The sequence below is a fragment of the Halobaculum sp. EA56 genome, assembly GCF_051195075.1.
Classification (GTDB): domain Archaea; phylum Halobacteriota; class Halobacteria; order Halobacteriales; family Haloferacaceae; genus Halobaculum.
In genome coordinates, this window is sequence record NZ_JBNTJX010000006.1 from 72,302 (window position 1) to 98,604 (window position 26,303).

31 protein-coding genes and 1 tRNA gene are annotated in these 26,303 nt (G+C 72.4%); 14 read left to right on the forward strand and 18 right to left on the reverse strand.

What is annotated here, in order from left to right:
• Positions 1-56: 56 nt before the first annotated feature.
• Complete coding sequence (locus ACQUQ1_RS11995) at positions 57-683, reverse strand: MBL fold metallo-hydrolase (RefSeq protein ID WP_435064536.1); 627 nt, start codon at positions 681-683, stop codon at positions 57-59.
• Positions 684-794: 111 nt separating this feature from the next.
• Here ACQUQ1_RS11995 and ACQUQ1_RS12000 point away from each other — a divergent pair, with 111 nt between their 5' ends.
• From ACQUQ1_RS12000 to ACQUQ1_RS12010, 3 genes are read left to right on the forward strand one after another with little or no spacing between them, the layout of a single operon-like run.
• Complete coding sequence (locus tag ACQUQ1_RS12000; RefSeq protein ID WP_435064537.1) at positions 795-965, forward strand: DUF5786 family protein; 171 nt, start codon at positions 795-797, stop codon at positions 963-965.
• Positions 966-992: 27 nt separating this feature from the next.
• A complete protein-coding gene (locus ACQUQ1_RS12005) occupies positions 993-1,790 on the forward strand; it encodes a DUF99 family protein (RefSeq protein WP_435064538.1) in 798 nt (265 codons plus the stop codon).
• Positions 1,791-1,820: 30 nt separating this feature from the next.
• Positions 1,821-2,435 (forward strand): uracil-DNA glycosylase, encoded by a 615-nt coding sequence (locus ACQUQ1_RS12010; protein WP_435064539.1) that lies wholly within the window; start codon positions 1,821-1,823, stop codon positions 2,433-2,435.
• Here the strand turns inward: ACQUQ1_RS12010 and ACQUQ1_RS12015 are convergent.
• From ACQUQ1_RS12015 to ACQUQ1_RS12030, 4 genes are all read right to left on the reverse strand, one after another.
• The gene (locus ACQUQ1_RS12015; protein ID WP_435064540.1) at positions 2,429-3,205 is read right to left on the reverse strand and encodes a rhomboid family intramembrane serine protease; all 777 of its coding nucleotides are present in this window, start codon (positions 3,203-3,205) and stop codon (positions 2,429-2,431) included. The genes ACQUQ1_RS12010 and ACQUQ1_RS12015 overlap by 7 nt on opposite strands.
• Before the next feature lie 166 nt (positions 3,206-3,371).
• The gene (locus ACQUQ1_RS12020; RefSeq protein WP_435064541.1) at positions 3,372-3,962 is read right to left on the reverse strand and encodes a 50S ribosomal protein L15e; all 591 of its coding nucleotides are present in this window, start codon (positions 3,960-3,962) and stop codon (positions 3,372-3,374) included.
• A 133-nt stretch (positions 3,963-4,095) separates the two neighbouring features.
• Positions 4,096-4,395: a hypothetical protein gene (locus ACQUQ1_RS12025; protein ID WP_435064542.1), complete on the reverse strand. Its 300-nt coding sequence runs from the start codon at positions 4,393-4,395 to the stop codon at positions 4,096-4,098.
• A gap of 73 nt (positions 4,396-4,468) precedes the next feature.
• Complete coding sequence (locus ACQUQ1_RS12030) at positions 4,469-5,377, reverse strand: serine/threonine-protein kinase RIO2 (protein WP_435064543.1); 909 nt, start codon at positions 5,375-5,377, stop codon at positions 4,469-4,471.
• A 140-nt stretch (positions 5,378-5,517) separates the two neighbouring features.
• Here ACQUQ1_RS12030 and ACQUQ1_RS12035 point away from each other — a divergent pair, with 140 nt between their 5' ends.
• Positions 5,518-6,378, forward strand: coding sequence for a lipoate--protein ligase family protein (locus tag ACQUQ1_RS12035; RefSeq protein ID WP_435064544.1), 861 nt, complete (start codon positions 5,518-5,520; stop codon positions 6,376-6,378).
• A gap of 5 nt (positions 6,379-6,383) precedes the next feature.
• On the opposite strand, the gene ACQUQ1_RS12040 is transcribed toward ACQUQ1_RS12035, so the two are convergent.
• Positions 6,384-7,088, reverse strand: coding sequence for a DUF4396 domain-containing protein (locus ACQUQ1_RS12040; protein ID WP_435064545.1), 705 nt, complete (start codon positions 7,086-7,088; stop codon positions 6,384-6,386).
• A 156-nt stretch (positions 7,089-7,244) separates the two neighbouring features.
• Here ACQUQ1_RS12040 and ACQUQ1_RS12045 point away from each other — a divergent pair, with 156 nt between their 5' ends.
• The 6 genes from ACQUQ1_RS12045 (at position 7,245) to ACQUQ1_RS12070 (ending at position 14,199) form a co-directional block, all read left to right on the forward strand.
• Positions 7,245-8,099: a deoxyribonuclease IV gene (locus ACQUQ1_RS12045; protein ID WP_435064546.1), complete on the forward strand. Its 855-nt coding sequence runs from the start codon at positions 7,245-7,247 to the stop codon at positions 8,097-8,099.
• 57 nt (positions 8,100-8,156) lie between these two features.
• Entirely contained in the window at positions 8,157-8,771 is a 615-nt protein-coding gene (locus ACQUQ1_RS12050; RefSeq protein ID WP_435064547.1) for a hypothetical protein, read from the forward strand.
• 177 nt (positions 8,772-8,948) lie between these two features.
• Entirely contained in the window at positions 8,949-10,478 is a 1,530-nt protein-coding gene (locus ACQUQ1_RS12055) for a carboxypeptidase M32 (protein WP_435064548.1), read from the forward strand.
• A gap of 192 nt (positions 10,479-10,670) precedes the next feature.
• Positions 10,671-10,859 carry an HVO_0416 family zinc finger protein gene (locus ACQUQ1_RS12060; protein WP_435064549.1) on the forward strand — a complete coding sequence of 63 codons (189 nt, stop codon included), beginning with the start codon at positions 10,671-10,673 and terminating at the stop codon, positions 10,857-10,859.
• A 166-nt stretch (positions 10,860-11,025) separates the two neighbouring features.
• Entirely contained in the window at positions 11,026-12,891 is a 1,866-nt protein-coding gene (locus ACQUQ1_RS12065; protein ID WP_435064683.1) for a UvrD-helicase domain-containing protein, read from the forward strand.
• On the forward strand, positions 12,892-14,199 hold the full coding sequence (locus ACQUQ1_RS12070) for a M24 family metallopeptidase (protein ID WP_435064550.1): 1,308 nt from the start codon (positions 12,892-12,894) through the stop codon (positions 14,197-14,199).
• A 51-nt stretch (positions 14,200-14,250) separates the two neighbouring features.
• Here the strand turns inward: ACQUQ1_RS12070 and ACQUQ1_RS12075 are convergent, their stop codons facing one another.
• Together ACQUQ1_RS12075 and ACQUQ1_RS12080 are read right to left on the reverse strand one after the other, a co-directional pair.
• Entirely contained in the window at positions 14,251-14,508 is a 258-nt protein-coding gene (locus ACQUQ1_RS12075) for a DUF7533 family protein (RefSeq protein WP_435064551.1), read from the reverse strand.
• A gap of 131 nt (positions 14,509-14,639) precedes the next feature.
• Positions 14,640-15,299 carry a DUF502 domain-containing protein gene (locus tag ACQUQ1_RS12080; RefSeq protein WP_435064552.1) on the reverse strand — a complete coding sequence of 220 codons (660 nt, stop codon included), beginning with the start codon at positions 15,297-15,299 and terminating at the stop codon, positions 14,640-14,642.
• A gap of 83 nt (positions 15,300-15,382) precedes the next feature.
• Between ACQUQ1_RS12080 and ACQUQ1_RS12085 the strand changes: the two genes are divergently transcribed.
• Positions 15,383-16,081, forward strand: a complete 699-nt coding sequence (locus ACQUQ1_RS12085) for a riboflavin synthase (RefSeq protein ID WP_435064553.1) — start codon at positions 15,383-15,385, stop codon at positions 16,079-16,081.
• 594 nt (positions 16,082-16,675) lie between these two features.
• On the opposite strand, the gene ACQUQ1_RS12090 is transcribed toward ACQUQ1_RS12085, so the two are convergent.
• The 3 genes from ACQUQ1_RS12090 to ACQUQ1_RS12100 form a co-directional block, all read right to left on the reverse strand.
• A tRNA-Ser gene (locus ACQUQ1_RS12090) sits at positions 16,676-16,756 on the reverse strand.
• Positions 16,757-16,784: 28 nt separating this feature from the next.
• Positions 16,785-16,988, reverse strand: coding sequence for a hypothetical protein (locus tag ACQUQ1_RS12095; RefSeq protein ID WP_435064554.1), 204 nt, complete (start codon positions 16,986-16,988; stop codon positions 16,785-16,787).
• Positions 16,989-17,369, reverse strand: a complete 381-nt coding sequence (locus ACQUQ1_RS12100) for a Rid family detoxifying hydrolase (RefSeq protein WP_435064555.1) — start codon at positions 17,367-17,369, stop codon at positions 16,989-16,991.
• Between the two features lie 87 nt (positions 17,370-17,456).
• Between ACQUQ1_RS12100 and ACQUQ1_RS12105 the strand changes: the two genes are divergently transcribed.
• Positions 17,457-17,885 carry a hypothetical protein gene (locus ACQUQ1_RS12105; RefSeq protein ID WP_435064556.1) on the forward strand — a complete coding sequence of 143 codons (429 nt, stop codon included), beginning with the start codon at positions 17,457-17,459 and terminating at the stop codon, positions 17,883-17,885.
• A gap of 7 nt (positions 17,886-17,892) precedes the next feature.
• Here ACQUQ1_RS12105 and ACQUQ1_RS12110 read toward each other — a convergent pair whose 3' ends face one another.
• From ACQUQ1_RS12110 to ACQUQ1_RS12120, 3 genes are all read right to left on the reverse strand, one after another.
• On the reverse strand, positions 17,893-18,474 hold the full coding sequence (locus ACQUQ1_RS12110; protein WP_435064557.1) for a hypothetical protein: 582 nt from the start codon (positions 18,472-18,474) through the stop codon (positions 17,893-17,895).
• Between the two features lie 70 nt (positions 18,475-18,544).
• Positions 18,545-19,756 carry a threonine ammonia-lyase gene (ilvA, locus tag ACQUQ1_RS12115; protein ID WP_435064558.1) on the reverse strand — a complete coding sequence of 404 codons (1,212 nt, stop codon included), beginning with the start codon at positions 19,754-19,756 and terminating at the stop codon, positions 18,545-18,547.
• Positions 19,757-20,014: 258 nt separating this feature from the next.
• Positions 20,015-20,530 (reverse strand): gamma-glutamylcyclotransferase family protein, encoded by a 516-nt coding sequence (locus tag ACQUQ1_RS12120; protein WP_435064559.1) that lies wholly within the window; start codon positions 20,528-20,530, stop codon positions 20,015-20,017.
• A gap of 157 nt (positions 20,531-20,687) precedes the next feature.
• On the opposite strand from ACQUQ1_RS12120, the gene ACQUQ1_RS12125 reads away from it, so the two are divergent.
• Both ACQUQ1_RS12125 and ACQUQ1_RS12130 read left to right on the forward strand, forming a co-directional pair.
• Positions 20,688-22,073 carry an MATE family efflux transporter gene (locus tag ACQUQ1_RS12125; RefSeq protein WP_435064560.1) on the forward strand — a complete coding sequence of 462 codons (1,386 nt, stop codon included), beginning with the start codon at positions 20,688-20,690 and terminating at the stop codon, positions 22,071-22,073.
• 119 nt (positions 22,074-22,192) lie between these two features.
• A complete protein-coding gene (locus ACQUQ1_RS12130; protein ID WP_435064561.1) occupies positions 22,193-23,683 on the forward strand; it encodes an MATE family efflux transporter in 1,491 nt (496 codons plus the stop codon).
• A 75-nt stretch (positions 23,684-23,758) separates the two neighbouring features.
• Here the strand turns inward: ACQUQ1_RS12130 and ACQUQ1_RS12135 are convergent, their stop codons facing one another.
• From ACQUQ1_RS12135 to ACQUQ1_RS12150, 4 genes are all read right to left on the reverse strand, one after another.
• Complete coding sequence (locus ACQUQ1_RS12135; protein WP_435064562.1) at positions 23,759-24,019, reverse strand: hypothetical protein; 261 nt, start codon at positions 24,017-24,019, stop codon at positions 23,759-23,761.
• 347 nt (positions 24,020-24,366) lie between these two features.
• Complete coding sequence (gene citZ / locus ACQUQ1_RS12140; RefSeq protein WP_435064563.1) at positions 24,367-25,503, reverse strand: citrate synthase; 1,137 nt, start codon at positions 25,501-25,503, stop codon at positions 24,367-24,369.
• Between the two features lie 106 nt (positions 25,504-25,609).
• A complete protein-coding gene (locus ACQUQ1_RS12145; RefSeq protein WP_435064564.1) occupies positions 25,610-26,050 on the reverse strand; it encodes a PaaI family thioesterase in 441 nt (146 codons plus the stop codon).
• Positions 26,047-26,184, reverse strand: coding sequence for a hypothetical protein (locus ACQUQ1_RS12150; RefSeq protein WP_435064565.1), 138 nt, complete (start codon positions 26,182-26,184; stop codon positions 26,047-26,049). Before ACQUQ1_RS12150 ends, ACQUQ1_RS12145 begins: the two co-directional genes overlap by 4 nt.
• Positions 26,185-26,303 lie beyond the last annotated feature (119 nt).

Consider the following 26,303-nt stretch of genomic DNA (forward strand, 5'->3'; position numbering starts at 1 on the left):
CTCCGAGCGGCAGCGCCGGCCGACGCGGAGGGGCGGGTCGCCCGGGGCCCGCCCGCTCACTCGTCGGGATACTTCGGCTCCCGCCGCTCGGCGCGTTCGAGCGCCCGCTCGATCACGTCGCGCACCGACTCGCCGCCGGGGTCGGCGTGGAACGGGTCGCCGTGCCCCGCGTACATCGACTCGACCGAGTCGGGGAGCCGGTCGAGCAGGTCGCGCAGGCTCTCGATGAGTCGCTCGCGCGACTGTCCGGACATGTCCGTCCGGCCGAAGGAGCCGTCGTCGAAGGCGCCGTCGTTGTACACGACCACGTCGCCGGAGAACAGCGCCGTCTCCGCGACCAGCGAGACGTGGTCGGCGGCGTGTCCCGGCGTGTACACGACCTCGGCCGTCTCGTCGCCGACGGCGACCTCGTCGCCGTCCTCGATCGCGTGGTCGCGTCGGGGGTGGTCGCCGTACGCGTACAGGTCGGCGTCGAAGGCGTCGAGGACGGCGTCGAGTTCCCCGACGTGGTCGTGGTGCTGGTGGGTCAGGACGACCCGGTCGAGGTCGTCGGTGTGCTCCCGGAGCACGTCGACGACCCCCGGCATCGTCCCCGCGTCGACGAGCGTCGGCACCGCGCCGTCGACGAGGTAGGCGTTGCAGGTGAACTCCTCGGCGTCCGCCGTGACGTTGACCGCGTCCATGTGTGCGGCGTGGTGTCCCGCGGTGAAAAGCCGTCCTGCCGCGGCAGCGACGTGTCGGGGGTCGAACCGACCCGCACATATTTCAGTCAGAACTCGTTATTTGCAACCGGCATGGGCTTCGGGAGCTACGACGAATCCGAACAGGAGAACCAGCAGCTCGATTCGGATCTCGACGAGGACACCGTGGGCGGCGGCGAGGCTGACCACGACGGCGACGTCGAGTTCGAGTTCGAAGCCTCGAACGACGAGCTCCTCGAGAAGCTCGAGGAGATCAAGGACTGACGCGCCGGCTCCGGACCGGGATCCGACGTGAAGCCCGGGACGCGCGCGCTCGGGGTCGCAGTCTCCGCGAGCGACCGCGGCGGCGACGGCGACGGCGACCCCCGGCGCGCGACCGTCGCGGGCGCGGTCGTCCGGGTCGACCGGGCGGTCGACGGGCTCTCGTTTTCGACGTGTACCGTGGGCGGGACGGACGCGACGGCCGCCGTCGTCGACTGTCTCGACCGACTCGGCCGCGAGGACGTCCGCCACCTCCTGCTCGCGGGCGTCGCCCCCGCGTGGTTCAACATCGTCGACCTCGGGGCCGTCCGGGAGGCGGCCGACCGCCCCGTGCTCGCCGTCTCCTTCGAGGCCAGCGAGGGGCTCGGTGACCCCCTCCGCGAGCACTTCTCCGGCGAGGCGCTCGCGCGCCGCCTCGCCGTCTACGAGTCGCTCCCCGAGCGGGTCCCCGTGTGGCTCGACGGCGACGGCGGGAACGGGGGCGGGGGCGCCCCGGACGACGGCGACCCGGCCTCCGGCGCCGGTGACGACGGCGACGCGGACCCGAACGCAGACGCGGACCCGAACGCAGACGCGGACCCGAACGCAGAGGAGAACGCGAACGCGGACGACGACGGCCGCGGCGACCCCGCGCTGTGGGTCCGCGCCGTCGGCGTCGACGACGACGAGGCCCGGCGGATCGTCCGCGGCCACACGCCCGCGGGCCGCCGCCGCCCGGAGCCGCTGCGGGTGGCGAAGCTCGCGGCGCGGGCGGGCCGATCCTACCTCGACGACCCCGCCCCCGACGACGCCGACGGACGCGACCCCGCCGGCGACGCGGACGGGTAGGTTTACCTCCGCGGCGGGCCGCCCACGAGTATGGCCGAGCAGTCGCTCGACGCGGACCTGTGTGCGACCGACTGCGAGCGCTGTCCGGCGCTCGTCGAGTCGCGCTCGCGGATCGTCAACGGCGTGGGCCCGACGGACGCCGACCTCGTGTTCGTGGGCGAGGCGCCCGGCGCCACCGAGGACGAGGAGGGCGAGCCGTTCGTCGGCCGCTCGGGGAGCGTACTCGACGACGCGCTCCGGGACGCCGGCCTCGCGCGCTCGGACGTGCGGATCACCAACTGCGTGAAGTGCCGTCCCCCGGACAACCGCGACCCGACCGCCGAGGAACTGGACAACTGCCGGGGCTACCTCGCCGAGGAGCTCGCGCGCCTCGACCCCGAACTCGTCGTCACGCTCGGGAAGGTGCCCTCGCAGCACCTCCTCGGGCGTTCGGTCGCCGTCACGAAGGAGGCCGGCGAGGTGTTCGACACCCGCGTCGGCGACGCGAACGTCCGCCTGCTCGTGTGTCTCCACCCCGCGGCGACGCTGTACGACCGGAGCCAGGCGGACGCCTTCGAGGAGACGATCCGACGCGCCGCGGACCTGGCGGGGCTCGCCGACGGCGACGGGAGCGGGAACGGGCAGTCGCGGCTCGGCGACTACTGAGCGCCGTCCCCCCGCCGCCCGTCGTCGGCCGGCCCCCCGTCGTCGCCGGCCCCCTCGACGTCGTCGGGCCGGTCGTCGTCGCCGGCGTGTCCGTCGCCGTCCGCGGGGGCGGCCCGCCACGGCCGCCAGACCGCGCCCACGAGGAGGCCGAGGACGAGCCCCGAGAGGTGCCCGCCGTTGACGGCGACGGGCGCGTGCGGGAGGTTCACGAGGAGGTTCGCCGCGACCTCGACGACGGACGAGAGCCCCACGACCGCGGCGACGACGTCCGGCGCCGGGAGCCGGTCGCGGTACCTGAGCCCGCGGACGAGCGCGAAGCCGCCGAGCGCGTACCCGAGCCCGCTGATGCCGTAGAAGGCGACGTTCGGCTCGGGGCTGTACGCCAGCAGCACCGCGTAGCCGACCCCGAGCGTGACGACGGCGCCCGTCGCGACGAAGGCCCAGTACCCCCGCGGCGAGAAGTGGCGCTCCTGGGGCGCGAGCACCAGCAACACCAGCACGTTCGAGAGGAAGTGCGGGGCCCCGCGGTGGAGGAACAGCGAGAGGAGGTACACCGGATCGCCGCCGTCGAGGTACAGGAACGCCGTCAGCGCCCGCACCGACGGCGCGCCCGTGAGGTACGTCCCGGCGACCTGCACGAGGAACACCGCCGACGTGAGCACCACCAGCGTCAGCGTCGTGTGCGTCCTGGCCGACCGGTACTGGCGCGCCAGCGCCGCGGCGAACGCCTTCCAGTCGTCGGTCGACTCGGGGACCCCCTCCGGTTCCATCAGCCCCGACTCGGGGTGCGACGCTCTTAGGGGTTCCTCGACCGGAGTCGGTAGGGGTGTCCGCGGTGAACTGGCCGGTGCTGTGACGGGGCGGGGCAGCACGTTCGCTCCCGGGGATAGAACGAGCGTCAAAAACCGCAATGCGGTCGTCGTCGGGGACGGTACGCTACTTTCCGCCGCGGTCGCCGCTCGACACCGACGGCCGGGTCTTCTCGGTGCCCTTGCCGCGCTGGTTCAGGCCGCGGTTCGACGACCCGGCGTTCGTGAGGCCGCGGAACGCGCGCCCCTTCTGGGAGTCGTCGCAGATCCAATTGAGCTCCTCGTCGTTCTCGATCGCGGGGTGCTCCGGGTCCACGAGGATCGTCTCGAACCACTTCTGGGATCCGTCCTGGCCCACCGGGTAGGAGGCGAGCACGCGGAGGTTCGGGAACTTCCGCGAGACGCGCTCCTCGCCGATGCGCTGGATGGACTTCCGGCGGCCGATGCGGTTGACGCCCTGGCGCTTCGAGCGGCGGCCGGCCTTGAAGCGCCGCTTGCGCGCGCCGCCCTTGCGGACGGAGACGCGCGCCATCACGACGCCCTGCTTGGCCTTGTAGCCGAGCTCGCGCGCCTTGTCGAGGCGCGTCGGCCGGTCGATGCGGACGATGGCGCCCTGCTCGCGCCACTCCTGTTTGCGCTGCCACTGCAGTTCCGCGAGCTTGCCCTCGTCCTGGTTCCGCCAGGCTTCCTTGATGTGGGAGTAGAAGCTTCGTGCCATTGGTGGTCTCCGCGGGCGCTTGCGATTCAGCCGCGTCGGGGTCCCCCGAGCGGCCACATCTCGTCCCGGCGTACCGGGTGCCCGCCGGCGGCCCACCTGCCGGCGAGTTACCCGCACTTCTTCGCTCGCGCTGTTAAGGGCTACGTTTCGTGTCGTCGCCGCGGGGCGCGAGCCCCGGACCGGCGCCCAGGGCGGGGACGAGCGCGACCCACCCGAGGAACACGAGAACGGCGCCGGCGAGCGCGTAGTAGGCGTGCGAGCAGCAGTAGTAGCCCCCGCCGAGCGCGCGCAGCACCTCCCGGCCGCCGTAGGCGACCGCGAGCGTTCCGGCCGTGGCGGCCAGCGGCCGGGCGATCGGGGAGGGGAACCGGTCGAGGGCGAGCGGGGACGCCAGCGCGGCGACCGCCAGCGCCGCCGCGATCAGTTCGTTCATCGCCCCGTCGACACGACGGCGACGGTGCTAACGCTATCGGTCGGGGCCGGTCGGCGGGCGGGGACCTGCTGCCTTACTGCGTTCGACCGCGCACGGACTCGAACTCGCCGTCCGCGATGGCGGCGGCGACGGCGGCGGGGTCCACATCGGGCGTCTCGTTCGGGTACTTCCGCGCGAAGTAGCCGACGACGTTCTCCACGTCGCGCTCCAGCAGCTCGTCGGCGTTCTCGTGGTCCGTCTCGACCGACTGGGGCCAGTCGAAGATCACGATCCCGTCGTCGCTGATGGCGACGTTGTACTCGGACATGTCGGCGTGGACGTATCCGGCCCGGTAAGCTCGGTCCATCTCGCGGAGGATCAGGTCCAGCACGCCGACCACCTGATCGGAGCGGAGCTTCGCGTTCGCCAGCTCCACGCCCGGCAGCTTCTCCATCACGATGGCGTGGCGGTTGTGGTCGATCGGCTGCGGGACCGACACCTGGGGGTAGAGGTCCTCCAGCGCGCCGTACTCGCGCTCGGCGGCCTTGCGGGCGGTGTACTGCCAGGAGACGTGGTGGTTGTCGGCGGTGTAGTCGCGCTCCTTGTTCACCTCCCGGAAGTTGGTGTACCCCTCGCGGTGGAACTTCAGCGCGAGCGGGCGGTACGACTCCACCTCGTACACGTCGCTCTCCTTGCCGACCCCGAGCGACGCCCCCATCCCCGAGATGGTCTCGCGCTCGGCGAAGGTGTGGAGCGCGAGCGCGTCGTACCCCTCGAAGGTGAGCTGGTACCCCTCGTACTGGATCGTCTTGCGCCGGATCAGCTCCCGGTCGGCGCAGCGGTCGATCCGGTAGTCCACGTTCTCCTCGGAGAGCCCCGCGTACTCGGGGAGCTTCTCGACGTTCACCCACTCGGAGAAGCGCATGCCCTGCTCGACCCCCGAGAGGAGATAGAAGTCCTCGGGCTCGAGTTCGGCCATCGTCCCCGCGACGTTCCCGACCATTACCCGTCCGTCGGCGGCGGGGAGTGAAAAGGGGTTCGCGGCGACGCGACGCCCATGGCTCGGCCGGGCGCCCGTCGTCCGTCGGGGGTACCGGCGGCGCCGACCGGCGGCTCTTTCACGCGCGGCGACCGATCGCGGGTATGAACGATCCGGACGCCGACGGCGACGCGGACGGGGTCGGGCGCGGTCCCCTCGCCGACCGCGAGTGGCGGCTGATCCGCGAGGAGTCCCGGCCGGGGGCGCTGAACATGGCGCTGGACGAGGTTGCCGCCGAGACGGCCGCCGCGGGCGGCCCCCGAACGGTTCGGGTGTACCGCTGGGAGCCGTCGTGCCTCTCGATGGGATACGCGCAGGACCCGGGGACCGTCGACTGGGACCACTGCGCCGACACGGGGGTGGAGGTGACCCGTCGCCAGACCGGCGGCGGCGGCATCTACCACGACCACGACGGCGACATCTCCTACTCCATCACCGCCCCCGCGGCGGAACTCCCGGGGAAGCTCCTCGACGCCTACCACCTGCTGTGTGAGCCGGTCCTCTCGGCGTTCCGGGCGCTCGGCGTCGATGCCGGCTACGCCGACGAGGAGCGCCCGGCGATCTACCCCCCGGCGTGCTACCTCCGCGCGCTCCACCCCGCACACGACGTGTGCGCCGACGGCGGCGCCGGCCGGAAGCTCTCGGGCAACGCCCAGTACCGGCGCGAGGAGAGCGTCATCCAGCACGGCTCGGTCACGTTCGAGGCGAAGCCGCGCGAGCACCTCGCCGTCTTCCGCGACCACGGCGTGTCGGAGGCCGAGTTCGCCGAGCGCGTCGGCGGGATCGCGGACTACGCGGACGCGACCCGCGCGGAGTCGGTCGCCGCCTTCGAGGACGCGCTGGCGGCGTGGGCCGACGCCGAGGAGGGCGCCTGGACCGACGCGGAACTCGACCGCGCCGAGGAGATCGCCGAGGAGAAGTACCGGGACGACGGGTGGGTGCGCGAGCGGCCCGGCGAGCGGTAGGCGGGCTACCCCATCTCCGCCGGGTTCTTCATCCCCTCCTTGACGCCGGCGCGGACGAGCGCCGCGTTCACCGGGTACGCCGCGAGGTAGCCGACCGAAAGCGAGAACGCGAGCGCGCCCCAGAAGAGGAGGTCGCCGACGTGCGCGTCCGCCGCGAGCAGGAGGTCCGTTCCGATGGCCGTCACCTCCATCACGGTGATCGACGGCGTCTCGCTGTAGAACGCGTCCGCCACCGCCTCGCGCAGGCCGACCCCCTCCTGCAACAGGGGCCCGACCGTGAGCGAGAAGCCGAACAGGTACGCGAACCCGAACGTCGCGGCGGCGACCCACCCGACCGCGAGCCCGAGCAGGCCCTGCGCGAGCAGGACCCCCGTCACCTCGCCGGCGCCACAGCCCGAGTAGCAGTGGGCGGTCGAGCGGAAGCCGCGCCGCCACAGCGAGTCGCGGGGGATCTGCGTCCGCCCAGCGTACCAGTACACCACCAGGCCGAACGGCCCGGAGTAGAGGACCGTGAGCGTCCAGACGGCCTTCATCAGCGACGGGAGCGCCCGGTTCCGCTCGCGGAGGTCCCACAGCAACACGGCCACGGAGGCGGCGACGACGACCGCCCACGCGCCCATCACGACCGGGTCCGACAGCACCGGGACGAGCGCCTCGCGGGCCGGATCCAGCGCGCGTTCCAGCCGCTCGACGAGCACGTCGACCTGCATGGCGAAGTCGTCCCGGCGGTACACGGGCGCGAGTGAAAGGCTCCGTGGCCGACGCAGGCCCCGTATCCGACGCGACCGGCGGGACGTACCGAGTCCACGCCCGCCGCGACGGCCGCTTCCGAAGCCGCTTTGCCCCCGGCCTCGCGACCGGAGGGTATGAGCGCAGACAGCGACCCGACGCTGCGCGTCGGGGCACACGAGTCCATCGCCGGCGGCACGTACAACGCGGTCGACGCGCTGGTCGACGACGGCGGCAACTGCGGCCAGATCTTCACCCACTCGCCGCAGGTGTGGCAGAGCCCGGACATCGGCGACGAGGAGGCAGAGCGGTTCCGCGAGGCCAGCGAGGAGCACGGCGTCGGCCCGTGGGTGATCCACTCGTCGTACCTCGTGAACCTCTGCACGCCGAAGGACGACCTCCGCGAGAAGTCGGTCGAGTCCATGCAGGAGGAGGTCGACGCCGCCGACAAGCTGGGCATCCCGTACGTGAACGTCCACCTCGGCGCCCACACCGGCGCGGGCGTCGAACGGGGCCTCGACAACGCCGCCAGCGCGCTCGACGAACTCGACATCCCGGACGGCGTCACCGTCCTCGTCGAGTCCGACGCCGGCTCGGGCACGAAGCTCGGCGGCGACTTCGAGCACCTCGCGGCGGTGCTCGACCGCTCCGAGCAGGACCTCGACGTCTGCCTCGACACCGCCCACGCGTTCGCCGCGGGCTACGACCTCTCGACGGCCGAGGGCGTCGAGGAGACGGTCGCCGAACTGGACGAGGTCGTCGGGCTGGAGCACCTGGAGTGCGTCCACCTCAACGACTCGAAACACGAGTGCGGGACGAACAAGGACGAGCACGCCCACATCGGCGAGGGCCTGATCGGCGAGGAGGGGATGCGCGCGTTCGTCAACCACCCCGACCTGCGCGACGTGCCGCTCGTGCTGGAGACGCCCACCGAGGACGGCAAGTCCTTCGCCTGGAACATCCAGCGCGTGAAGGAACTGCGGGAGTCCTGACGTCGCGGTCGGGTTCGGAACAAGACAGTTATTGTTTGGCGGCCGAAACGCGTCAGTGTGAACAGACGTGCCCTCCTCGCGGCAGTCGGAAGTACCCTCGCCGCAGCCGGCTGTTCCGACCGCCCCGCGTCCGACGCCCGGACGCCAACAGGAACGGAGACGACGGAGACGACGCCGACAGACGTCACGTCCTCGACGCCGACGCCCCGCACGTACCCGATCGCCGACCCGTCCGAGTTGGCGTTCACGGCCGACGTCTCGCGAGGCCTCGACGCGACAGAGCCGCCACGGATCCGCATCGGGATGCGCAACGAGGGCGACTCGCAGGTGACGCTGGGGTTCGGCTCCGCGCCCCCGTTCACCGGGTTCGAGGCGACCACGGACGGCGAGACGGTCTACCTCGTTCCGGCAGGGAGCCGGACACCTGGGCCGCCCAGCCCGACGGCGTTCCCCGAGACCCTCGAATACCTCACTCTCGCCCCCGGAGAACGCGTCCGTCGGACGTACGAACTGCTCTGTCCGTCGACCGACGGCCGCTCGATCCCGGACGGGAGGTACGTGTTCGCCGACTCCGTGGTCCTAAGCGGGGCCGGGAGACCGGAGGTCGACACGAGGGTCACGGTCGTCGTCGACGGCGACCTCTCGGTGTTCGCATCGGTCGGGTCGCTGTGACGAGTGGCCTCGAACGGCCGAAAACCCGGTCCGCCGACCCCTCGCGTGTGTTTGCGTTGACCGAAGTGAGCGGGAGAAAGGAACCGGTCCGGCCACGGTCGAAGGGTCCCCCGCCGAGACCCGGCCAGCCGCGCGGGCCACCCGGAGCTTGATACCGCGGGACACACAGCCACGGGCATGGCCGCACCCGCGACGGACCTCGACTCGACCGCGACCGACGACGCCCCCGCCGCGTATCTCGACCTCATGGAGCGGTACGCCCGCGTCTCGCACCTCGAGAGCGGCAGCGGCGTGCTCTACTGGGACCAGCAGGTGACGATGCCCGAGGGCGGCACGGCCGCCCGCGGGAAGCAGCTCTCGGCGCTGTCGGCGACGACCCACGAGAAGCTGACGGGCGAGGCGATGGCCGACGCGCTCGACGCCGCCGAGGACGCCGACCTCGACGCCGAGCGCGCGGCGAACGTCCGCGAGATCCGCCGCCGACACGAGCGCAACCGGTCGGTCCCCGAGTCGCTCGTCGAGGAGCTGACCGAGCACCGTTCGCACAGCCAGCAGGTGTGGAAGGAGGCGAAGGCCGAGGACGACTTCGGCCGCTTCGCGCCCGCGCTGTCGACGCTTCGCGACCTCCACGTCGACCGCGCGGAGGCGATCGATCCCGGCCGTCCCGCCTACGAGGTCATGTACGAGGACGGCGAACCGTACCTCCCGCTGGCGCGGCTGGAGGAGATATTCGAGGAGCTGAAGGACGGGCTCGTCCCGCTGATCGAGGAGATCGCGGCCTCGGACGCGGACCTCGCCTCGCCGTTCGTCGAGGCGGGGCCGTACGACGACGACACCCAGCGCGGGCTCTCGGAGGCCGTCCTCGACCTGCTGAACTACCCCGCGGACCGCGGCCGGCTGGACGTGTCCGCCCATCCCTTCACCTCGGGCAACCAGTTCGACGCGCGGATCACGACGCGCTTCAAGCCGGAGGACCCGATGGACGCGTTTACCGCGACCGTCCACGAGTTCGGACACGCCAGCTACGAGCTCGGCCTGCCCGACGGCCGCTTCGGCGAGCCGCTGGGGGCGTCGCTGTCCTCGGGCGTCCACGAGAGCCAATCGCGCTTCTGGGAGAACCACGTCGCGCGCACCGAGCCGTTCTGGGAGGGGTTCGTCGGGGAGGCGAACGACCACCTCGGCACCGACGCGACGGCGCGGGAGGCGTACGAGGCCGTCAACCAGATCTACCCGGACAACCTGATCCGGGTCGAGGCGGACGAGCTCACCTACCACCTCCACATCGTCCTCCGGTGTGAGATCGACCGCGCGTTCGTCGAGGGGGACATCGGGGTCGAGGAGATCCCCCGGGTCTGGAACGAGAGGATGGACGAGTACCTCGGCGTGACGCCCGACACCGACGCGGAGGGGTGCCTGCAGGACATCCACTGGAGCAGTCGGTTCGCGGCGTTTCAGGGGTACACGATCGGCTCGGTGCTGGCGGCCCAGCTCGACCACGCGATGCGCGAGGACCTGGACGACGTGGACGCGAAGATCCGGAACGGGAACCTCCGGCCGCTGTGGGAGTGGATGACCGAACACGTCCACCGCCACGGGCGGCGCTACCCGACCGACGAGCTCGTCGAGGAGGCGACCGGCGAGCCGCTCACCGCCGAGTACTTCCTCGAGTACGTCGAGGAGAAGTTCGGCGAGCTGTACGACCTGTGAAGCCGGTCGCGACGCCGACGCGGTCCGAACCCGGCGACGCGACGGTCCCGCCGGGGGTCGGGGGCCCGGCCGTGAACTGCGATCAGGGCGGTCCGCGCCGTCGACCCCGTTCGTCCCGACGCGATCGCTCGATTTCAACTCCGAGAGACTCGCCAGAAGGTATATGTACTGGTGTGCTATACCATAGCATGTATGGCGTCGGCACCGAGCCCCGATGGCGACCTGTTCGACGAATTCCTGACCAGTCGCGGCCACGACGTGGAGACGGCCACCTGGGAGGAGTCGTATAACAAGAAACAGTGTCCCGACTGCGGCGGCCTCCACGGGACGGACGCCGTCGAGTGCTCGGTGTGCGGCTGGCGACCCGAGACGGTCCGCTGAGGCGCCCGACCGACGCGACCGACGAGTAGACCGACGACCGATCGACGGGCGTTCGCGGCCGCCCGCCCCGGACGGCAGCGCGAGCCCCGCCATCGACCTTCTGCGTCCCGGACACGTCCGTTCGCCGTCCCGAGCCACGTCGTTTATGAGTCGGGACCGAGAGGACATGGTAATGAGCGACCCGACGGTTACCCGACTGTTCGGCGGCCCGGGCAGCGGGAAGACGACCGCGCTCCTCGACCGCGTGGAGCGCCTCATCGACGAGGGGGCGGAGGTCCGCGACATCCTCGTCGTCTCGTACACGAGGGCGGCGGCGGCCGAGGTGCGCGAGCGCCTCGCCGAGCGCCTCGACACCACCCCCCGGCACCTGCAGGGGAACGTCTGTACGATGCACGCGAAGGCGTACGAGCTGTTGAACCTCTCGCGGGGCGACGTGGTCGGCGAGGACGACAAGGAGGCGTTCTGCGAGGACTACGGCGTCGAGTACGAGGACGAGTACTCCGGCGGCGGCCGCCGAACCGCCCGGTCGACGACGCTGGGCAACAAGGTGATCGCCACCTCCCAGTGGCTCCAGCGCACCAAGCGCGACGTGGCCGACTGGTACGACGTGCCGTTCCAGTGGGACGTCGAGGAGGTCCGGCTCCCGCCGGAGATCGACCCGAACGCCCAGGAGGGGAACAAGTACACCCCGACGTGGCCCTCCGACGACGACCGCCTCGACGTGCCGGAGGCGATCCGGGCGTGGCGCGCGTACAAGGGCGAGGAGGGGCTGGTCGGCTTCGCGGACATGCTCGAGCGCGTGAAGCAGCGCTCGCTGCTCCCGAGCGTCGACCACCTCGTCATCGACGAGTTCCAGGACATCACGACGCTCCAGTACGACGTGTACGAGGAGTGGAAGCCGCACATGGAGTCGTGCCTCATCGCCGGCGACGACGACCAGGTCGTGTACGCCTGGCAGGGCGCCGACCCGGCGCTGCTCCTGGACACCGAGGTCGACAACGACGAGGTGCTGCCCAACTCCTACCGGCTCCCCTCGAACATCCTCAACGTCGTCAACACCGAGATCCGTCACATCGACAAGCGGCAGGAGAAGGACCTCCGGCCGCGCAAGGAGGGCGGCGCCGTCGAGGCGGTCGACTCCCCGTCGATGCTCGACCTGGTGCGCAACGTCCGCCACACCGTCCGGACGACCGACGACGAGACGGTGATGGTGCTGTTCCGCGCGCGCTACCAGATGTTCGACTTCATCGACGAGTTCATCACCGAGGGCATCCCGTTCTCGTGTCTCACCGACCAGCGGATGTGGACCGACCGCCTCACCGACTACGTGCGGGCGGTCGAGGCCGTCGAGCGCGGCGAGGTGCTGACCGCGCTCCAGGCGCGCCGGCTCGCGGACATCCTGCAGGACTCGGCGTTCGGCGGCAACGACCGCGACGAGCTGTACGACTTCCTCGACGACGTGGAGGAGACCGCGGAGGAGGACGACCTCGCGGAGATCCCGCTGTCGCCCGAGGACGTCAAGGAGTTCGTCCCGTTCATGCCCGACGGCCCGTCGGCCGCGGACATGGCCCGCAAGATCACGAGCTTCCAGCGGAAGTCGGTGAAGGCGTACTTCGCGGGCGACTACGAGGGCGAGGACCCCAGCAGGGTCCGCCTCGGCACGATCCACTCGGCGAAGGGTCGCGAGGCCGACCACGTGTTCGTCAACACCGACCTCACCGAGAAGGTCGTCGAGCAGATGGCCGCCCAGGCCGACCAGCAGGGCCTCGACGTGACCGGCGCCGACGGCGAGGAGTTCACCAAGACGACCGACCCCGTCCCGGTCCTCACCGACAACGAGCGCCGCGTCTTCTACGTCGGGATGTCGCGCGCCCGCGAACGGCTCGTCCTGACGCAGAACCTCGTCAACGGCGCCCCGACGCTCCCCATCTCCGTCGTCCTCCACAACGAGATCCGCGAGGGCGACCCCCAGGAGATCGTCGACGAGATCGTCGAGGAGGTCGAGGCGCCAGACCCCGAAGTCGAGGCGTAGATGGCGAGGGAGGGAGCCGACGGCGCCGACGAGCGTGACGACGGAGGCCGCGACCGCGGCGGGGGCGGCGTCGCCGACGGCTCCGGCCCCGCAGTCGGCGGCCCCGACGCGCTCGGCACCGACTACGCCCCGCTCGCGGCGGCCCTCGCCGCGGCGGACGCCGCGGGCTTCGTCGCCGTCGGCGACCGCTTCGACGACGACCTCCGGTGGCTCACGCGCTTCGCGGGGCCCGACAGGGCGTACGCGTTCGTCGCGACCGCCGGGGCCGACGCGGACGGAGGCGAGGGCGGGGGGCTCCACACGACGCTGTGTGCGCCCGCTCTCTTCGACGACCAGGCCCGCCGGGAGTTCGCCGGCGACGCGGTGCGGACCGAGGGGCAGGGCGACCCCGCGGGGGTCCGCGCGGCCGCGGCGCTGGCCGACCGCGGCGTCGAGGCGGGCACCGTGCTCGTCCCGCGGTCGATCCCCCACGACGCCGCCGTCTACCTGGAGCGCGCCGGCTACGAGGTGACCTCGACCGACGCCGTCGCCCGCGCCCGGGAGACGAAGACCGAGGCCGAACTCGACCGACTCCGGCGCGTCCAGCGCGCGGCGCTCCGGGGGATGGCGCGCGCGGAGACGGTGCTCGCGGAGGCGACCGTCGACGCGGACCCCGACGGGGCGGACGGCGGCGACGCCGCGGTGCGCTGGAACGGCGGCGTGCTCTCGACCGAGCGGCTCCGCCGGCAGGTGAACGCGACGCTCGCGGCCCACGGCGTCCGCGACGCCGGCAACACCGTGGTCGGCGCCGGCGCCACCGCCGCTGACCTCCACTACACCGGGACCGACGTGATCCGGCCCGGGGAGACCGTCCTGATCGACGTCTCGCCGCGCGGTCCCGACGGCTACTACGGCGACGTGACCCGGACGTTCGCGGTCGACCCGGACGGCGGGTGGGAGCGCCGGGCGTACCTCGCGGTCGAGGCCGCCCGGGAGGCGGCCCTGGAGGAGGTGGCGGCGGGGGTCACGGCCTCGACCGTCCACGAGGAGGCCGCCGCCGAACTCGCCGCCCACGGCTTCCGCGTCGACTCGGCGGAGACGGGGTTCACCCACGGCGTCGGCCACGGCGTGGGCGTCTCGCTCCACGAGGGGCCGTCGCTGACGGCGGACGAGGAACTCGCGGCCGGGAACGTCGTCACGGTCGAGCCGGGCGTGTACGACCCCGAGGAGGGCGGCGTCCGGCTGGAGGACCTCGTCGTCGTCACCGACGACGGCTTCGACTTCCTCGGGGAGTACCCGTTCTCGCTGGTCCCGCGCTCGCGGGAGTAGCCGCGCCGCGGTCGGCGGCCTCCCGTCGACCTCCCGACGGTCTCCCGAGAGCTACTGCTCGCCGTCGTCGGCCGACCCGTCGGGCTCCTTCACGACCGATCCGACGGCCGTCTCGGCGGCCTTCGCGGGCACGTCCTCGGGGGTGGTGAGCCGTCGCGGGAGCAGCACCATCAGCGCCGCGACGACGAGGAAGCCGACGCCGGCGAGGGTGCTCCCGTCGAGGACCCGCTGGAGCCCGTAGACGGCGACCGGGAGGGCGAAGATCAGGGTCGCCGCGAGGCCGACCTGATCGAGGATTCCGAGCGACACGGGGAGTGGTAGACGCGGCGTCGTTGAAACGGTGTCGGCTCGCCGGCGTCGTATCCGCCGGCGGAGGGCCCGATCGGCGCGGCGGCCCGGTCGGCGGGAGGGCGGCGGGAGGGCGGCGTGGCCCGCCGCGATCACGCCTCGTCCGGGCTCGCCCTGGCGGCGACCGGCGCCGGGAGCTTCTCCGGGTCGTCCACGGACAGTCCGGTGGTCACGAGCAGGCGGAGCCCCCGCGAGACGCTCATGTCGATCTCGGCGTAGTCGTCGGGGTGCATCATCGCCAGCTTCCCGGCCGTGGGATTCGGGCTGTGCGGGAAGAAGACGGTCATCAGTTCGTCGCCGGCGACCCGGCGGACGCTCCGGGGCGCGGGGTTGGTGACGAAGCCGACCGACCACGTGCCGTCGCGGGGGAACTCCGCGACGACGACGCGGTCGAAGCCGTCGCCGGGCGACGCCAGCGACTCGCTCACCTGCCTGACGCCGAAGTAGACCGCGCGGACGACCGGCAGGAGGCGCACCCCGCGCTCGAACCCGCCGAACAGCCGCCGCCCCGCCTCGTGGGAGGCGACGAACCCCAGGAGCGTGACCCCGAACGCGATGAGCACGACCGCGAGCACCGTCGCCAGCGCCTCGTTGCCGACGAGCGCCGCCAGGCCCGTCCCGCGGACGGTCGGCGCGAGCGTGCCGCTGAGCCGGTCGACGGCCAGGTCGAGCACTAACAGCGTCACCGCGAGCGGGAGGACGAGGAACAGTCCCGTGACGAAGCTCGAACGAAGCCGGCCGATGGCGTCCATACCGACCGACGCGGGCGGGGCGGTCATAAGTCCACGCGTCACGATATCGGAACGCTTTCCAGTTGTGGTGACCTCATTCGAGTATGTTCACCGGCATCGTAGAGACCGCAGGCGAGGTGATCGGGCGCGAGGAAACGCCCGACGGCCTCCGCCTGCGCGTCGCCGCCGACGGCCTCGACGACCTCCACCACGGGCAGTCCATCTCGGTCAGCGGCGTCTGTCTCACCGTCGAGGAGTTCGGAGGGGACGGGAGCGGTGGCGACGTCGACCGCGACGGGGGTGGAGCCGGCGGCGGCGGCGACGACCGCCCCTGGTTCTCGGTGTTCCTCGCCGCCGAGACCGTCGCGAAGACGTACCTCGACGAGGTTCGCGAGGGCGACGCGGTCAACGTCGAGCGCGCGCTCGCGGCCGACGGCCGCTTCGACGGCCACGTCGTCCAGGGGCACGTCGACACGACCGCCGAGGTGACCGGCATCGAGCGGGTAGGCGAGGATTGGCGCTTCACCTTCTCGATCCCGGAGGGGTACGGGCGCTACGTCGTCGACAAGGGATCTGTCGCGCTCGACGGTATCTCGCTCACGGTCGCCGAGAAGCGCGGCGACGAGTTCGACGTGGCGATCATCCCCACGACTTACGAGTTGACGACGCTCTCGGAGAAGTCGGTGGGCGACCCGGTCCACGTCGAGGTGGACGTGGTCGCGAAGTACGTCGAGGAGATGCTGGAGGGGTACGCCGAGTCGCTGCTGGAGGCGCCGGAGTCGGCGCCGTCGGCGGACGACTGAGGCCCGGGTGGCGCGGCTGCGGTGGCGCGCGCCGCGCCTGCTCCGTCAGGCGCGGAAGCGCGCGAGGGACGAACGACAGAGCGAAGCGAGGGAGTGAGTCGGCTGGGGAGGGTGTGGCTGCGGTTACCGGCGGGCGGGAATGAAAGGGGCTGCCGCGCTCGTGAGGCGAGACGACGAAAGCACCGAGGGAGGGAGGCGGAACCGACCGACGAGGAGCGCAGCGAGTCGCAGCCCACGAGCGCGGCAGGGGCTTTCGCGGTCGTCACCGCGCCGCTCCCACCGTCGGCACCGACTCCGACCGCGAACGATCCACGACGTCAGAGAACGCCAGGACGAGAGGAGGCCGGGACGAGTCGTTCGCACTCGCCCGCTCTCCTGCAACACTACGCGGTGCTCGCGTGTGATGCTCGCGCGAAACCGACGTCAGGACAGGGATTTGAACTCCTGAAGACGGTCGCCTCGCTCGTCGGTCTCGCTTCGCTCGACCGTCCGTCGCTCGGCGCTGCGACTTCCGTGTTCAAATCCCGTCGAACGGGTATTCATGGGGGGACGGCTCACTCACTTCGTTCGTTCGCAGTGTCGCCCCGAAAAGTACGCCAGGACAGGGATTTGAACCCTGGATCCCAAGGGGAACACGCTTTCCAGGCGTGCGCCTTACCACTCGGCCATCCTGGCTCGCACCGATCGTACCCCGCTGCGAGTTTTAAGCCTGTCCCTTCCGCGTCAGTCGATGCTCCAGAACGTACGACGCCGCGGCGACGAGGGCGCCCACGACCGCCGCGAGCGCCAGCACTCCCGCGGCCCCGAGGGGCAGGGAGACCCCGAGCAACACGAGCCCCTGCGCGCCCACGAGGACCACGAACAGGCCGACCAGTCCCCACAGCAGGGCCGACCGCTCCCGGGACACCTACGACACGTCGACGACCGCCTCGATCTCGACGCCGACGCCCTTCGGGAGCGCGCCCGCCTGCACCGCCGAGCGGGCCGGCGGCTCCTCCTCGAAGTAGCCGGCGTACGTCTCGTTCATCTCCTCGAAGTCGTCGATGTCAGCGAGGAACACCGTCGTCTTCAGCACGTCCGAGGCGTCCGCGCCCGCCTCCTCGACGATGGCGAGGAGGTTGTCGAGCGCGAGCTCGGTCTGCTCGGCGATCGGGGCGTCGTCCCGGAGCTCCCCGTCGGGGGTGAGGGCGATCTGCCCCGCCGTGAACAGGAGGTCGCCGTTCGTCGTCGCCTGGCTGTACGCGCCGACCGCGGCCGGCGCCTCGTCGGTAGAGACCACGCGCTTCATACCCGGACGTGCGGTCGGCCCACACATAAATCGGGTCGGAGTCGTCGCGGCACAAGGCATATTTTTCGTCGCCGTGGGGTCCTCGACATGGTGAAAACCTGCGTCCGCCGCGGCCTGCTCGGGTGCGACCGGGTCGCGACGAGGCGGGGGGTCGCCGCAGCGGCGCTCCTGTGGACGTGCTCGTTCGCCGCCTTCGCGGCGGCGGGACTGGCCCCGTGGATCGAGCTCCCGGTGCGGTTCTACGTCCCGGTGCTCGCCGCGATGCTGGTCGCGGCTGCGGCGAACGCCGCGCGTGACGGCGGCCTGCTCGCGTCGGTCCCGCTCGCGACCGCGCCAGCGGCGGGCTACTACGCATCCCTCGCGGTGTTCCACCTGGGCGGTCCGATCCGTCCGTCGCTCGTCGACGCCGTCGGACTGTCGCTCCTGTTCGGCGTCCCCGTGGGGGTCGTCGGCTACCTCCTCGGCAGCGGGGTCGCAGGCGCCCGCCGTCGGCTGGACGGGACCGCGTCCGTGTGAGCGTCGGTCAGCCGCCGGGTTCGGCCGCGAACAGTCGGTCGATGCGGGCCGGAACACCTCGGAGCAAGAGTGCCGGCGGGAGTCCCAACAGCAGCCCGCCGAGGAGACCCTGAACGCGGTACGCGACCTGTGCGAGCAGGTGATCGAGGAGTGTGAGCTCCCCGTCGTACGGCATACTCGTGAGGATCGTCTCCCCGATCACGACGGCGAGGAGCGCAACGACGACGAGGCCAGCGAGGAGACGGCGCCGTCGGTCGTCCGTCAGGCTCGCCGCCACGACGGCCGCGACGGTCACCGCGAGCACGAGGTCGTTCAACACGATGTCCCAGAATCCCGTCGAGAGGACCGACCGGTCGGACGGGAGCTCGATACCGACGACCGCGGCCGCGATCGCGACCGTACCGACGGCGATCCCCGCCCCGTGACGCGCGTTCGCCGTCCGCCCGGCCACGCGGAGCCGCCGGACGACGCCCGCAGTGAGCAGGTACGCAACCCCGACGCCGACCCACGACGGCATACCGACGCCGAGACTGACGAGGACCACCACCGCGCCGAGCGCGGCCACGATCGGTGGGCCGATTCTGTTCACAGTTCCGCTTGTGTCTGTTACGGCTTAAATTTACGTCGACAGGCCTCAGGCCAGCCCCTCTCCGTCCCCCTCACGCCTCGATCTCCACCTCGTAGCCCGCCTCCTCCAGCGCGGTCACGACCTCCGCGGCGTGCTCGTGGCCGTGGGTCTCCATCTCGACCTCCAGGTCCGCGGCGTCGACGGCGATGTCGCGGGAGGTCCGGTCGTGGCTCACCGCGTACACGTTCGCGTTCGCGTCGGCGATGATGCCCGCGACGCGCTCCAGCTCGCCGGGGCGGTCCTTCAGCTCCAGCGACACCTTCAGGTACCGGCCCATGCGGACGAGCCCGCGCATGATAACCGTCGTCAGCGTGTTCATGTCGATGTTCCCCCCGCACAGCGCGGGCACGATCGTCTCGTCCTCGTCGTAGTCGAACCGCTCCTCCAGCACGGCCGCCAGCGCCACCGCGCCCGCGCCCTCGACGACGGTCTTCGAGCGCTCCAGCAGGAGGGTGAGGGACTCGGCGATCTCCTCGTCGGAGACGGTCACCACCTCGTCGACGCGCTCGCGGATGTACGGGAAGGTGTGCTCGCCGACCTCCCGCACCGCGATCCCGTCGGCGATCGTGTCGACGGCGTCGAGCTCCACACGGTCGCCCGCCTCGACCGAGCGGGCCGCGGAGTCGGCCCCGGCGGCCTGCACCCCGACGACGCGCACGTCCTCCAGCGCGCCCTTCAGCGCCGTCGCGACGCCGGATATCAGCCCGCCGCCGCCGATCGGGACGACGACCGTGTCCACCTCGGGGCACTGCTCTGCGATCTCCAGGCCGATCGTCCCCTGGCCGGCCATCACCAGTTCGTCCTCGAAGGCGTGGACGTACACGCGGTCCTCCTCGCGCTCGATCTCGTGGGCGTGCTCCTGGGCCTCGTCGTAGTCGATGCCGCGCAACACGACGTTCCCGCCGTAGCGCCGCGTCGCCTCCACCTTCGAAACGGGGGCGTACTTCGGCATCACGATGGTCGAGTCGACGCCCGCGCGGGTGGCCGCCAGCGCGACGCCCTGCGCGTGGTTGCCGGCGCTGGCGGTGACGACGCCCCGCTCGCGCTCCCCGTCGGTGAGCGAGGCGATGCGGTTGATCGCGCCGCGGATCTTGAACGCGCCCGTGCGCTGGGTGTTCTCCAGTTTCAGGTGGACGTCCGCCCCGACCATCTCCGAGAAACTGTGCGAGTACGTCAGCGGCGTCCGCACCGCGACCGCCTCGACGCGTTCGCGGGCGGCGACCACGTCGTCGTAGCTGAGCATACCCGCCGTTCGCCGGAGGGCGGTGTATGGGTTGTGGTCACGCAGTCGGGCTGTCGGCCGCCGCCCGGGGTCCCGGCCGGGGCGGCGGCTCGACGGGCCGACGGTGGGGAAAGAGGGGGGAATGCACGCGTGTGACGTGCATCGGTATCCAGGCCCCCCGAGTATAAAAAACTGAGTCACCCGGAGCGGAAGTGAAACCGCAAGACAGCGCCGGGTAAGATCGCCCGTCAGACGCTCGTCGGCTCCACGTCGCGCGCTTCAACGTTCCGGCCGCCGGCGGACGGCGACGTCGCGCTCGCGGATCCACCGTCGGACCCGCTCGGGGAACGGTCCCGGCCCCGGCCAGGCGGCGTCGGCGTCGAGCCTGTCGGGGTCGCCGACGTACACCGCCACCTCGCCCTCGTCGTCGCCGGCCGGGGAGCGCAGGGGGAGCGAGACGCGGGTGTAGAGGCCGCCGTCGACGCCCTCGTACTTGTCGAGCGCCGCCACCTCCTCGGTCCGGAGGAGCCGGCCGCCCACGGCGGCGTCCCCGGCGGCGGTGCCGGCGCGGTCGGTCGCGGTTCGGGCGCCCGACCCGTCGCCGCCGGCGGTCGCGTCGTCGTCGCTGTCGCCGTCATCGTCGTCGCCGTCGACGACGGGGGGCGCGAGCGTCGGGTACGTCCCCTCGACGACCCGAAGCCCGGTCAGGGTCGCCCCGCCGACGAACGCGAACGAGTCGAGCACCTCCCGGACCCGCGCGGGTTCGGTGAGCGTGCCGTACACGAAGACGTCCATGCCGTGGGGCAGACGCTCCGGGGGCTTGGCCCTTCGGGCGGTCGGCCGTGGGGGACGCCGGCGACGGCGCGGCGTCCCCGGTCCGCGGCCGTCGATGCCGCGCCGTCCGCCGTTCCGCTTCCGGAACGGCCAAACCGGGGCCACCCGACGACCGCGTATGGACCGGGAGCGCCTGCTCGGGGTCTGGCGGCGCGTGCTCTCGCTCTCGTGGCCCGTGATGGCCGAGCAGACGTTCCGCACGGCGATGCGGACGACCGACATCGTCGTCACCGCGCAGTTCTCCCCCGCGGCGGTCGTCGCCATCGGCCTCGCGGACCTGTACGCCCGCTTCCCGCTCCGCATCGGCCTCGGCCTGGGCGGCGGCGCAATCGCGCTCTCCAGCCAAGACACCGGCGCCGCCGCCGACGCGAACCGCGACGAGGCGGTCACGCAGGCCGTGCTGATGGGGGTCCTCGCGGGCGTCCCCTTCGTCCTGATCGGCGCGTTCCTCGGGGAGCCGATCATCGCGCTGCTGGGCGCGGACGCGCGCACCGCCGCTCTCGGCGGGACGTACCTCGCCATCGTGTTCGCCACCGCGCCCGCCCGGCACGTCGCGCTCGTCGCCGCGCGCTCGCTCCAGGGCACCGGCGACACGCGCACGCCGATGTACGTGAACGTGCTCGCGAACGCGCTCAACATCGCGGGGTCGTTCGTCCTCGGGCTGGGTCTGCTTGGCGCGCCGCGCCTCGCCGTCGTCGGCGTCGGGGTCTCGACGGCCGCCGCGAACGTGCTCACGGCGGGGCTGCTGCTGCTCGCGATGGCGACCTCGTGGGCGGACGCGAGCCTCGTCCGGCCCCGGGACACGGTCATCGCGAGACAGCTCCTCCGGGTGTCGGCGCCGCGGGTGCTGGAGGGGTTCTCGGCGACGATCGCGGAGTTCCCGTTCAACGCGCTCCTGCTCGGGTTCGGCACGGAGGTCAACGCCGGCTTCCAGATCGGCCGCCGGATGTACCAGCAGGTGACCGGGCCGCTGTCGCGCGGCTACAACGTCGCCGCCAGCGTCGTCGTGGGCCAGTCGCTGGGCGACGGCGACGCCGACGGCGCCCGCTACAACGGCTACGCGGTGACGGCGCTCGGGCTCGCCACCGTCGGCGTCGTCGGCCTCGCGCTCGTCGCCGCCGCGCCGGCGTTCGTCTCGGTGTTCACCGACGACGCGGGGACGGTCCCCCACGCGGTCGCGTTCGCCCGCGTGTACGGCGCCACCGCGGCGTTCCTCGTCGCCTTCACCGTCCTCTCGGGTGCGCTCCAGGGCGCCAGCGAGACGCGCGTCCCGCTGGTCGGGCGGCTCCTCGGCACCTTCGGCGTCCTGCTCGGGACGACGTACGTCGTCGGCGTCGCCCTCGGCTACGGCGTCGTCGGCGCCTACCTCGCAGTGGGCCTCCAGTACGTCTGCATGACCGCGGTCGTCGTCTGGGGCTTCCGTTACACCGGGTGGGCCGACCGCGCCGCCGAGATGATGGCCGAGCGCGGGAGCGCGGAGGGCGGGGAGACCGAGGCCGGGTAGCCCGCGCGGTCGGCCGGGCCCGACCGACGGCGTCCGGAGGGATCGCTCGGCGGTCCACCCGTGCGACGGCGTGACGACGTCCCGACAGCTACAAGTCCGGCGCCCGCGCGCCGCCCGTCGTGTCCCTCCGCTCCCGCGCCGCGGCCGCGCTCGACGGCGCCCTCCCGGACGGCTGGTACCCGACGTGGCGACGGGCGGTCGGCCTCGGTGTCCCCGTGACCGCCCGCAACGGCGTCGGCCAGCTCATGCGGACGACCGACGTGGTCGTCTCGGCCGCGCTGTCGCCGGCGGCGGTCGTCGGGCTCGGCATCGCCGACCTCTTCGCCTCGCTCCCGTTCCGCGCGAGCGGCGGCGTCGTCGGCGCCTCGGCGACCCTCACGAGCCAGGACACCGGCGCGGGCGCCGAGGCCAACCGCGACGAGGCGTTCACGCAGGCGGCCCTGCTCGCGGCGCTCGTGACGCTCCCGTTCGCGCTCGTCGGAGTCGCCCTCGGCGCGGAGGTGCTCCGGCTCGTCGGCGCCGACGCCGCGGCCGCCCGGCGGGGGGCGCGCTACCTCGCGCTCGTCTCGGTGCCGATGCCGCTTGGCGCGTTCGCGGCCGTGGCGAGCGCGACGCTGGAGGCGACCGGCGACACCCGCACGCCGACGTACGTCTCGGTGCCCGCCTCCGCCTTCAACGCCGGGGCCTCGCTCGTGTTCGGCCTCGGCCTGCTCGGCGCGCCCCGCCTCGGGATCGTCGGCATCGGCGCCGCCTCGCTCGTCGCCATGACCGTCCGCTCGCTCGTGCTCGTCGGCTACACGCACCTGCGCGGCCCCGTGACGTTCGTGCGCCCTCGCGACCCGACGATCGCCCGCCAGATCGTCCGCGTCGGCGTCCCGCAGAGCACGGCCGGCGTCGTCACGGCCGTCGCGGTGTTCCCGTTCAACACGCTGGTGCTCCAGTTCGGGACGGCCGCCAACGCCGGCTACCAGCTCGCCTGGCGGGTGTACACGCAGGTGCTCGCCCCCGTCGGCAGCGGCGTCGGCCGCGGCGCGAGCATCGTCGTCGGCCAGCGCCTCGGCGAACGCGCCGCGGCGGTCGAGGGCGGCGGGGGCGACGCCCGCGACGACGCCGAAGGCTCCTCGACGGCGGCGACGGCCGCCGACGAGCCGGGGGTCCCGGCCGCCCGGGTCGCGACCGCGCTGGTCGTCCTCGGCGGCGGGATCGCGCTCGTGCTCGGGGGCGGGGTCGCCCTCGCGGCCGGACCGATCGCCCGCCTGCTCGCGGCCGACCCGGCGGTCGCCGCGGCCGCGACGCCCTTCGTCACGGTGCTGGGGCTGGCGGGCGTGCTCGGCATCACGAACGTCGTCGCGTCGGCGTCGCTCGACGCGGCCGGCGAGACGCGCGTCCCGCTGGCCTCGCGCGTGGTGGGAATGTTCGGCGGCTACGTCGGCGTCTCCTGGGGACTGTACGAGCTGGCCGGCTGGGGGATCGAGGCGGCGTACGCCGGGCAGTTCGCCTGCTACGCGCTCATGCTCGCGGTGACCGCGTGGGGGATCGTCCGCACCGACTGGGTCGGGCGGGCGAGAGCCATGCTCGACGAGCGCGGGAGCGTCGGCTCGGAGGGGTAGCCCGTCGCGTCGCGAAAAGTCGTGAATCCGGGAGTCGTTCGTCGGGAGGCGGGAGGCGGAAGCGGAAGCGGAGCCTCAGCGGCGCGCGTACCGGACGAGTTCGCGCCCGAGGAAGCCGGTCGCGAGGCCGACGCCGAACGCCCGGGCGAGTTCGCTGCGGCGGCGCGCGGCGTACTCCTCGGGGAAGTACTCGGTCATCAGGTCGAACATGCGCTCGCCGACCTCGTGGCGGACGAGCCGGCCGCGCTCGCCGGCGCGGGTTCGGGCCTCGCTGCGGACCTTGTCGGCGTACTCGCTGTAGTCGTCGCTTCGGGGGGTTCTGATCGTCAGGGCCATACCGTAGATACCACCCGTGACGACATAACCGTTGCTCGGCGACGTGTGAGCACTCGGCTCGGCGGATCCGGCTCGAAAAACGGCGCGCGACGGGAACCGCCGCGTTCGCGTTACCGCTCCTCGATCGGCACCCACTCGGCGTCTTTCTCGCCGACGTAGCGGGCGCGCGGCCGAATCAGGCGGTCACACACCCACGTTTTGCGCTGCGCTCGTTCCCTGCGGTCACTCGCTCGGCAAAACGTGGATCAAACGCACTCCTCCCTCGCTTTCGGGCGGCTCCGCCGCCCGCCGCTCGGTCGTCGGCCGTCCGCTCGCGTTCGCTCGCGGACGAGGGGTACGGAACCCGGTTACCGCTCCTCGATCGGCACCCACTCGGCGTCTTTCTCGCCGACGTAGCGGGCGCGCGGCCGGATCAGGCGGTTGTCCTCGTACTGCTCCATCACGTGGGCGGTCCAGCCGCCGACCCGCGAGATGGCGAAGATGGGCGTGTAGACGTCGATCGGGATCCCCATCTGGTAGTACGTCGTCGCCGAGTAGAAGTCGACGTTCGGCGCGAGGCCCTTCTCCTCGGCCATGAACTCCTCGATGGCGACGCTCATCTCGTACCACTTCGTGTCGCCGGCGGCCTCCCCCAGCTCCTCCGAGCGGTCGCCGAGGATCTTCGCGCGCGGGTCCTTCACGTTGTACACCCGGTGGCCGAAGCCGGCGACGCGGCGGCCCTCCGCCAGCGCCCGCTTCACCCACTCGACGGGCTCCTCGTCGGCCTCGTCGATCTCCCGGAGCATCCGCATCACGTTCGCGTTCGCGCCGCCGTGGAGGCTCCCCGAGAGCGTGCCGACGGCGGAGGTGACCGCGGCGTGGACGTCCGCGAGCGTGGAGGCCGTCACCGTCGCCGAGAAGGTGGAGGCGTTGAGGCCGTGGTCGGCGTGGAGGACGAGCGCCTGGTCGAACACGTCGGCGGTGACCTCGTCTGGCACCTCGCCGTTGAGCATGTACAGGAAGTTCTCGGCGTGGTCGAGGTCCTCCCGGGGGGCCACGGGCTCCTCGCCGTCGCGGACGCGCACGAACGCCGCCAGCGCCGTCGGGAGCTTCGCCGTGATCCGGCGCGCCTTCCGGACGTTCGCGTCCGGGTCCGTCGGGTCGGCGTCGGCGTCCGGGTCGTTGGCCGACAGCGACGAGGCGGCCGTCCGCAGCGCCGCCATCGGCTCCTCGTCGGCCTCCGCGAGCCGACGCACCGTCTCCAGCGTGTCGTCCGCGAGGGTCCGCTCGGCCGCCATCGCCTCCTCGAACGCCGACAGCTCCGTGACGGTCGGCAGTTCGCCGTTCCACAGGAGATACAGCGTCTCCTCGTAGGAGGCGTGCTCTGCGAGGTCCTCGATGGCGTAGCCGCGATAGACGAGTTTCCCCTCGTCGCCGTCGATGTAACTGAGGTCGGACTCGGCGACGAGGACGCCCTCCAGTCCCCGCTTGAGTTCGTCGGACATACCTCGAGGTTCCGAGGGACCGCCGAAAAGCGTTATCTTTCGGGAAGAACCGACGCACGCGGTCGAACCCGGTCCCCGGACCCGGAACGGTCGGAGCCGCTCCGTGCTACTCCGGGGTCGAGTCGTCGCCGGGGGTGACGCCCCACGCGCCGCCGTCGTCGCCGCCGCCGGTCTTGAACGTCCCCCGCGCGTCGGCGACGTGCGTGCCCGCCGCGTCCTCGACGGTCACCTCCGCGGTCGCGACGCCGCCGCCGTCGCGCACGACCGTCGCCTCCGCCCGGAGGTCGTCGGTCGCGGGCGCGAGGTAGTCGATCCGCATGTCGACGGTCGGCGTCGGCTTGTGGTGCAGCGAGATGACCGCCGCGCCGGCGGCGGTGTCCGCCAGCGCGTACGTGACCCCGCCGTGGGCGACCCGCCGACCCGGGACCGAGGAGTGCTCCTCGCGCAGCGCGAGTTCGACGACGGCGCGCCCGTCGCTCGCCGCCGTCACCTCCATCCCGAGGTGCTCGGCGAACGGCATCCCGTTCAGCAGGTCGGCGACGCTCACCGGCACGTCACCTCGGGTGTCGCGGGCGCCCCGGAGAGCGGGCGAACGCCGCCGACTGCGGGGCTCTCGACGAACACTGCGGGGCTGTCGCCGCCGACGGGGAGGGAGGCGGAGACGGGGTCGAAGTCGGACACGCGTTCGGGTGCGGCGGCCGGCGACAAAAGCTGTCCGAAGCCGGCGGCGACGCGTCGGACGCGGGCGGCCCGGCCGGCCCCGGCGGAGTCGCCGCGGGCGGACGGCCGCCCGACGACGC

Bases quoted from the DNA above. Each gene is read 5' to 3' on its own strand.
- ACQUQ1_RS11995 (WP_435064536.1), bottom strand. From the start codon at position 683: ATGGACGCGGTCAACGTCACGGCGGACGCCGAGGAGTTCACCTGCAAC.
- ACQUQ1_RS12000 (WP_435064537.1), top strand. From the start codon at position 795: ATGGGCTTCGGGAGCTACGACGAATCCGAACAGGAGAACCAGCAGCTC.
- ACQUQ1_RS12010 (WP_435064539.1), top strand. From the start codon at position 1,821: ATGGCCGAGCAGTCGCTCGACGCGGACCTGTGTGCGACCGACTGCGAG.
- ACQUQ1_RS12015 (WP_435064540.1), bottom strand. From the start codon at position 3,205: ATGGAACCGGAGGGGGTCCCCGAGTCGACCGACGACTGGAAGGCGTTC.
- ACQUQ1_RS12020 (WP_435064541.1), bottom strand. From the start codon at position 3,962: ATGGCACGAAGCTTCTACTCCCACATCAAGGAAGCCTGGCGGAACCAG.
- ACQUQ1_RS12025 (WP_435064542.1), bottom strand. From the start codon at position 4,395: ATGAACGAACTGATCGCGGCGGCGCTGGCGGTCGCCGCGCTGGCGTCC.
- ACQUQ1_RS12030 (WP_435064543.1), bottom strand. From the start codon at position 5,377: ATGGTCGGGAACGTCGCGGGGACGATGGCCGAACTCGAGCCCGAGGAC.
- ACQUQ1_RS12035 (WP_435064544.1), top strand. From the start codon at position 5,518: ATGAACGATCCGGACGCCGACGGCGACGCGGACGGGGTCGGGCGCGGT.
- ACQUQ1_RS12040 (WP_435064545.1), bottom strand. From the start codon at position 7,088: ATGCAGGTCGACGTGCTCGTCGAGCGGCTGGAACGCGCGCTGGATCCG.
- ACQUQ1_RS12045 (WP_435064546.1), top strand. From the start codon at position 7,245: ATGAGCGCAGACAGCGACCCGACGCTGCGCGTCGGGGCACACGAGTCC.
- ACQUQ1_RS12055 (WP_435064548.1), top strand. From the start codon at position 8,949: ATGGCCGCACCCGCGACGGACCTCGACTCGACCGCGACCGACGACGCC.
- ACQUQ1_RS12060 (WP_435064549.1), top strand. From the start codon at position 10,671: ATGGCGTCGGCACCGAGCCCCGATGGCGACCTGTTCGACGAATTCCTG.
- ACQUQ1_RS12065 (WP_435064683.1), top strand. From the start codon at position 11,026: ATGGTAATGAGCGACCCGACGGTTACCCGACTGTTCGGCGGCCCGGGC.
- ACQUQ1_RS12070 (WP_435064550.1), top strand. From the start codon at position 12,892: ATGGCGAGGGAGGGAGCCGACGGCGCCGACGAGCGTGACGACGGAGGC.
- ACQUQ1_RS12080 (WP_435064552.1), bottom strand. From the start codon at position 15,299: ATGGACGCCATCGGCCGGCTTCGTTCGAGCTTCGTCACGGGACTGTTC.
- ACQUQ1_RS12085 (WP_435064553.1), top strand. From the start codon at position 15,383: ATGTTCACCGGCATCGTAGAGACCGCAGGCGAGGTGATCGGGCGCGAG.
- ACQUQ1_RS12100 (WP_435064555.1), bottom strand. From the start codon at position 17,369: ATGAAGCGCGTGGTCTCTACCGACGAGGCGCCGGCCGCGGTCGGCGCG.
- ACQUQ1_RS12105 (WP_435064556.1), top strand. From the start codon at position 17,457: ATGGTGAAAACCTGCGTCCGCCGCGGCCTGCTCGGGTGCGACCGGGTC.
- ilvA (WP_435064558.1), bottom strand. From the start codon at position 19,756: ATGCTCAGCTACGACGACGTGGTCGCCGCCCGCGAACGCGTCGAGGCG.
- ACQUQ1_RS12120 (WP_435064559.1), bottom strand. From the start codon at position 20,530: ATGGACGTCTTCGTGTACGGCACGCTCACCGAACCCGCGCGGGTCCGG.
- ACQUQ1_RS12125 (WP_435064560.1), top strand. From the start codon at position 20,688: ATGGACCGGGAGCGCCTGCTCGGGGTCTGGCGGCGCGTGCTCTCGCTC.
- ACQUQ1_RS12135 (WP_435064562.1), bottom strand. From the start codon at position 24,019: ATGGCCCTGACGATCAGAACCCCCCGAAGCGACGACTACAGCGAGTAC.
- citZ (WP_435064563.1), bottom strand. From the start codon at position 25,503: ATGTCCGACGAACTCAAGCGGGGACTGGAGGGCGTCCTCGTCGCCGAG.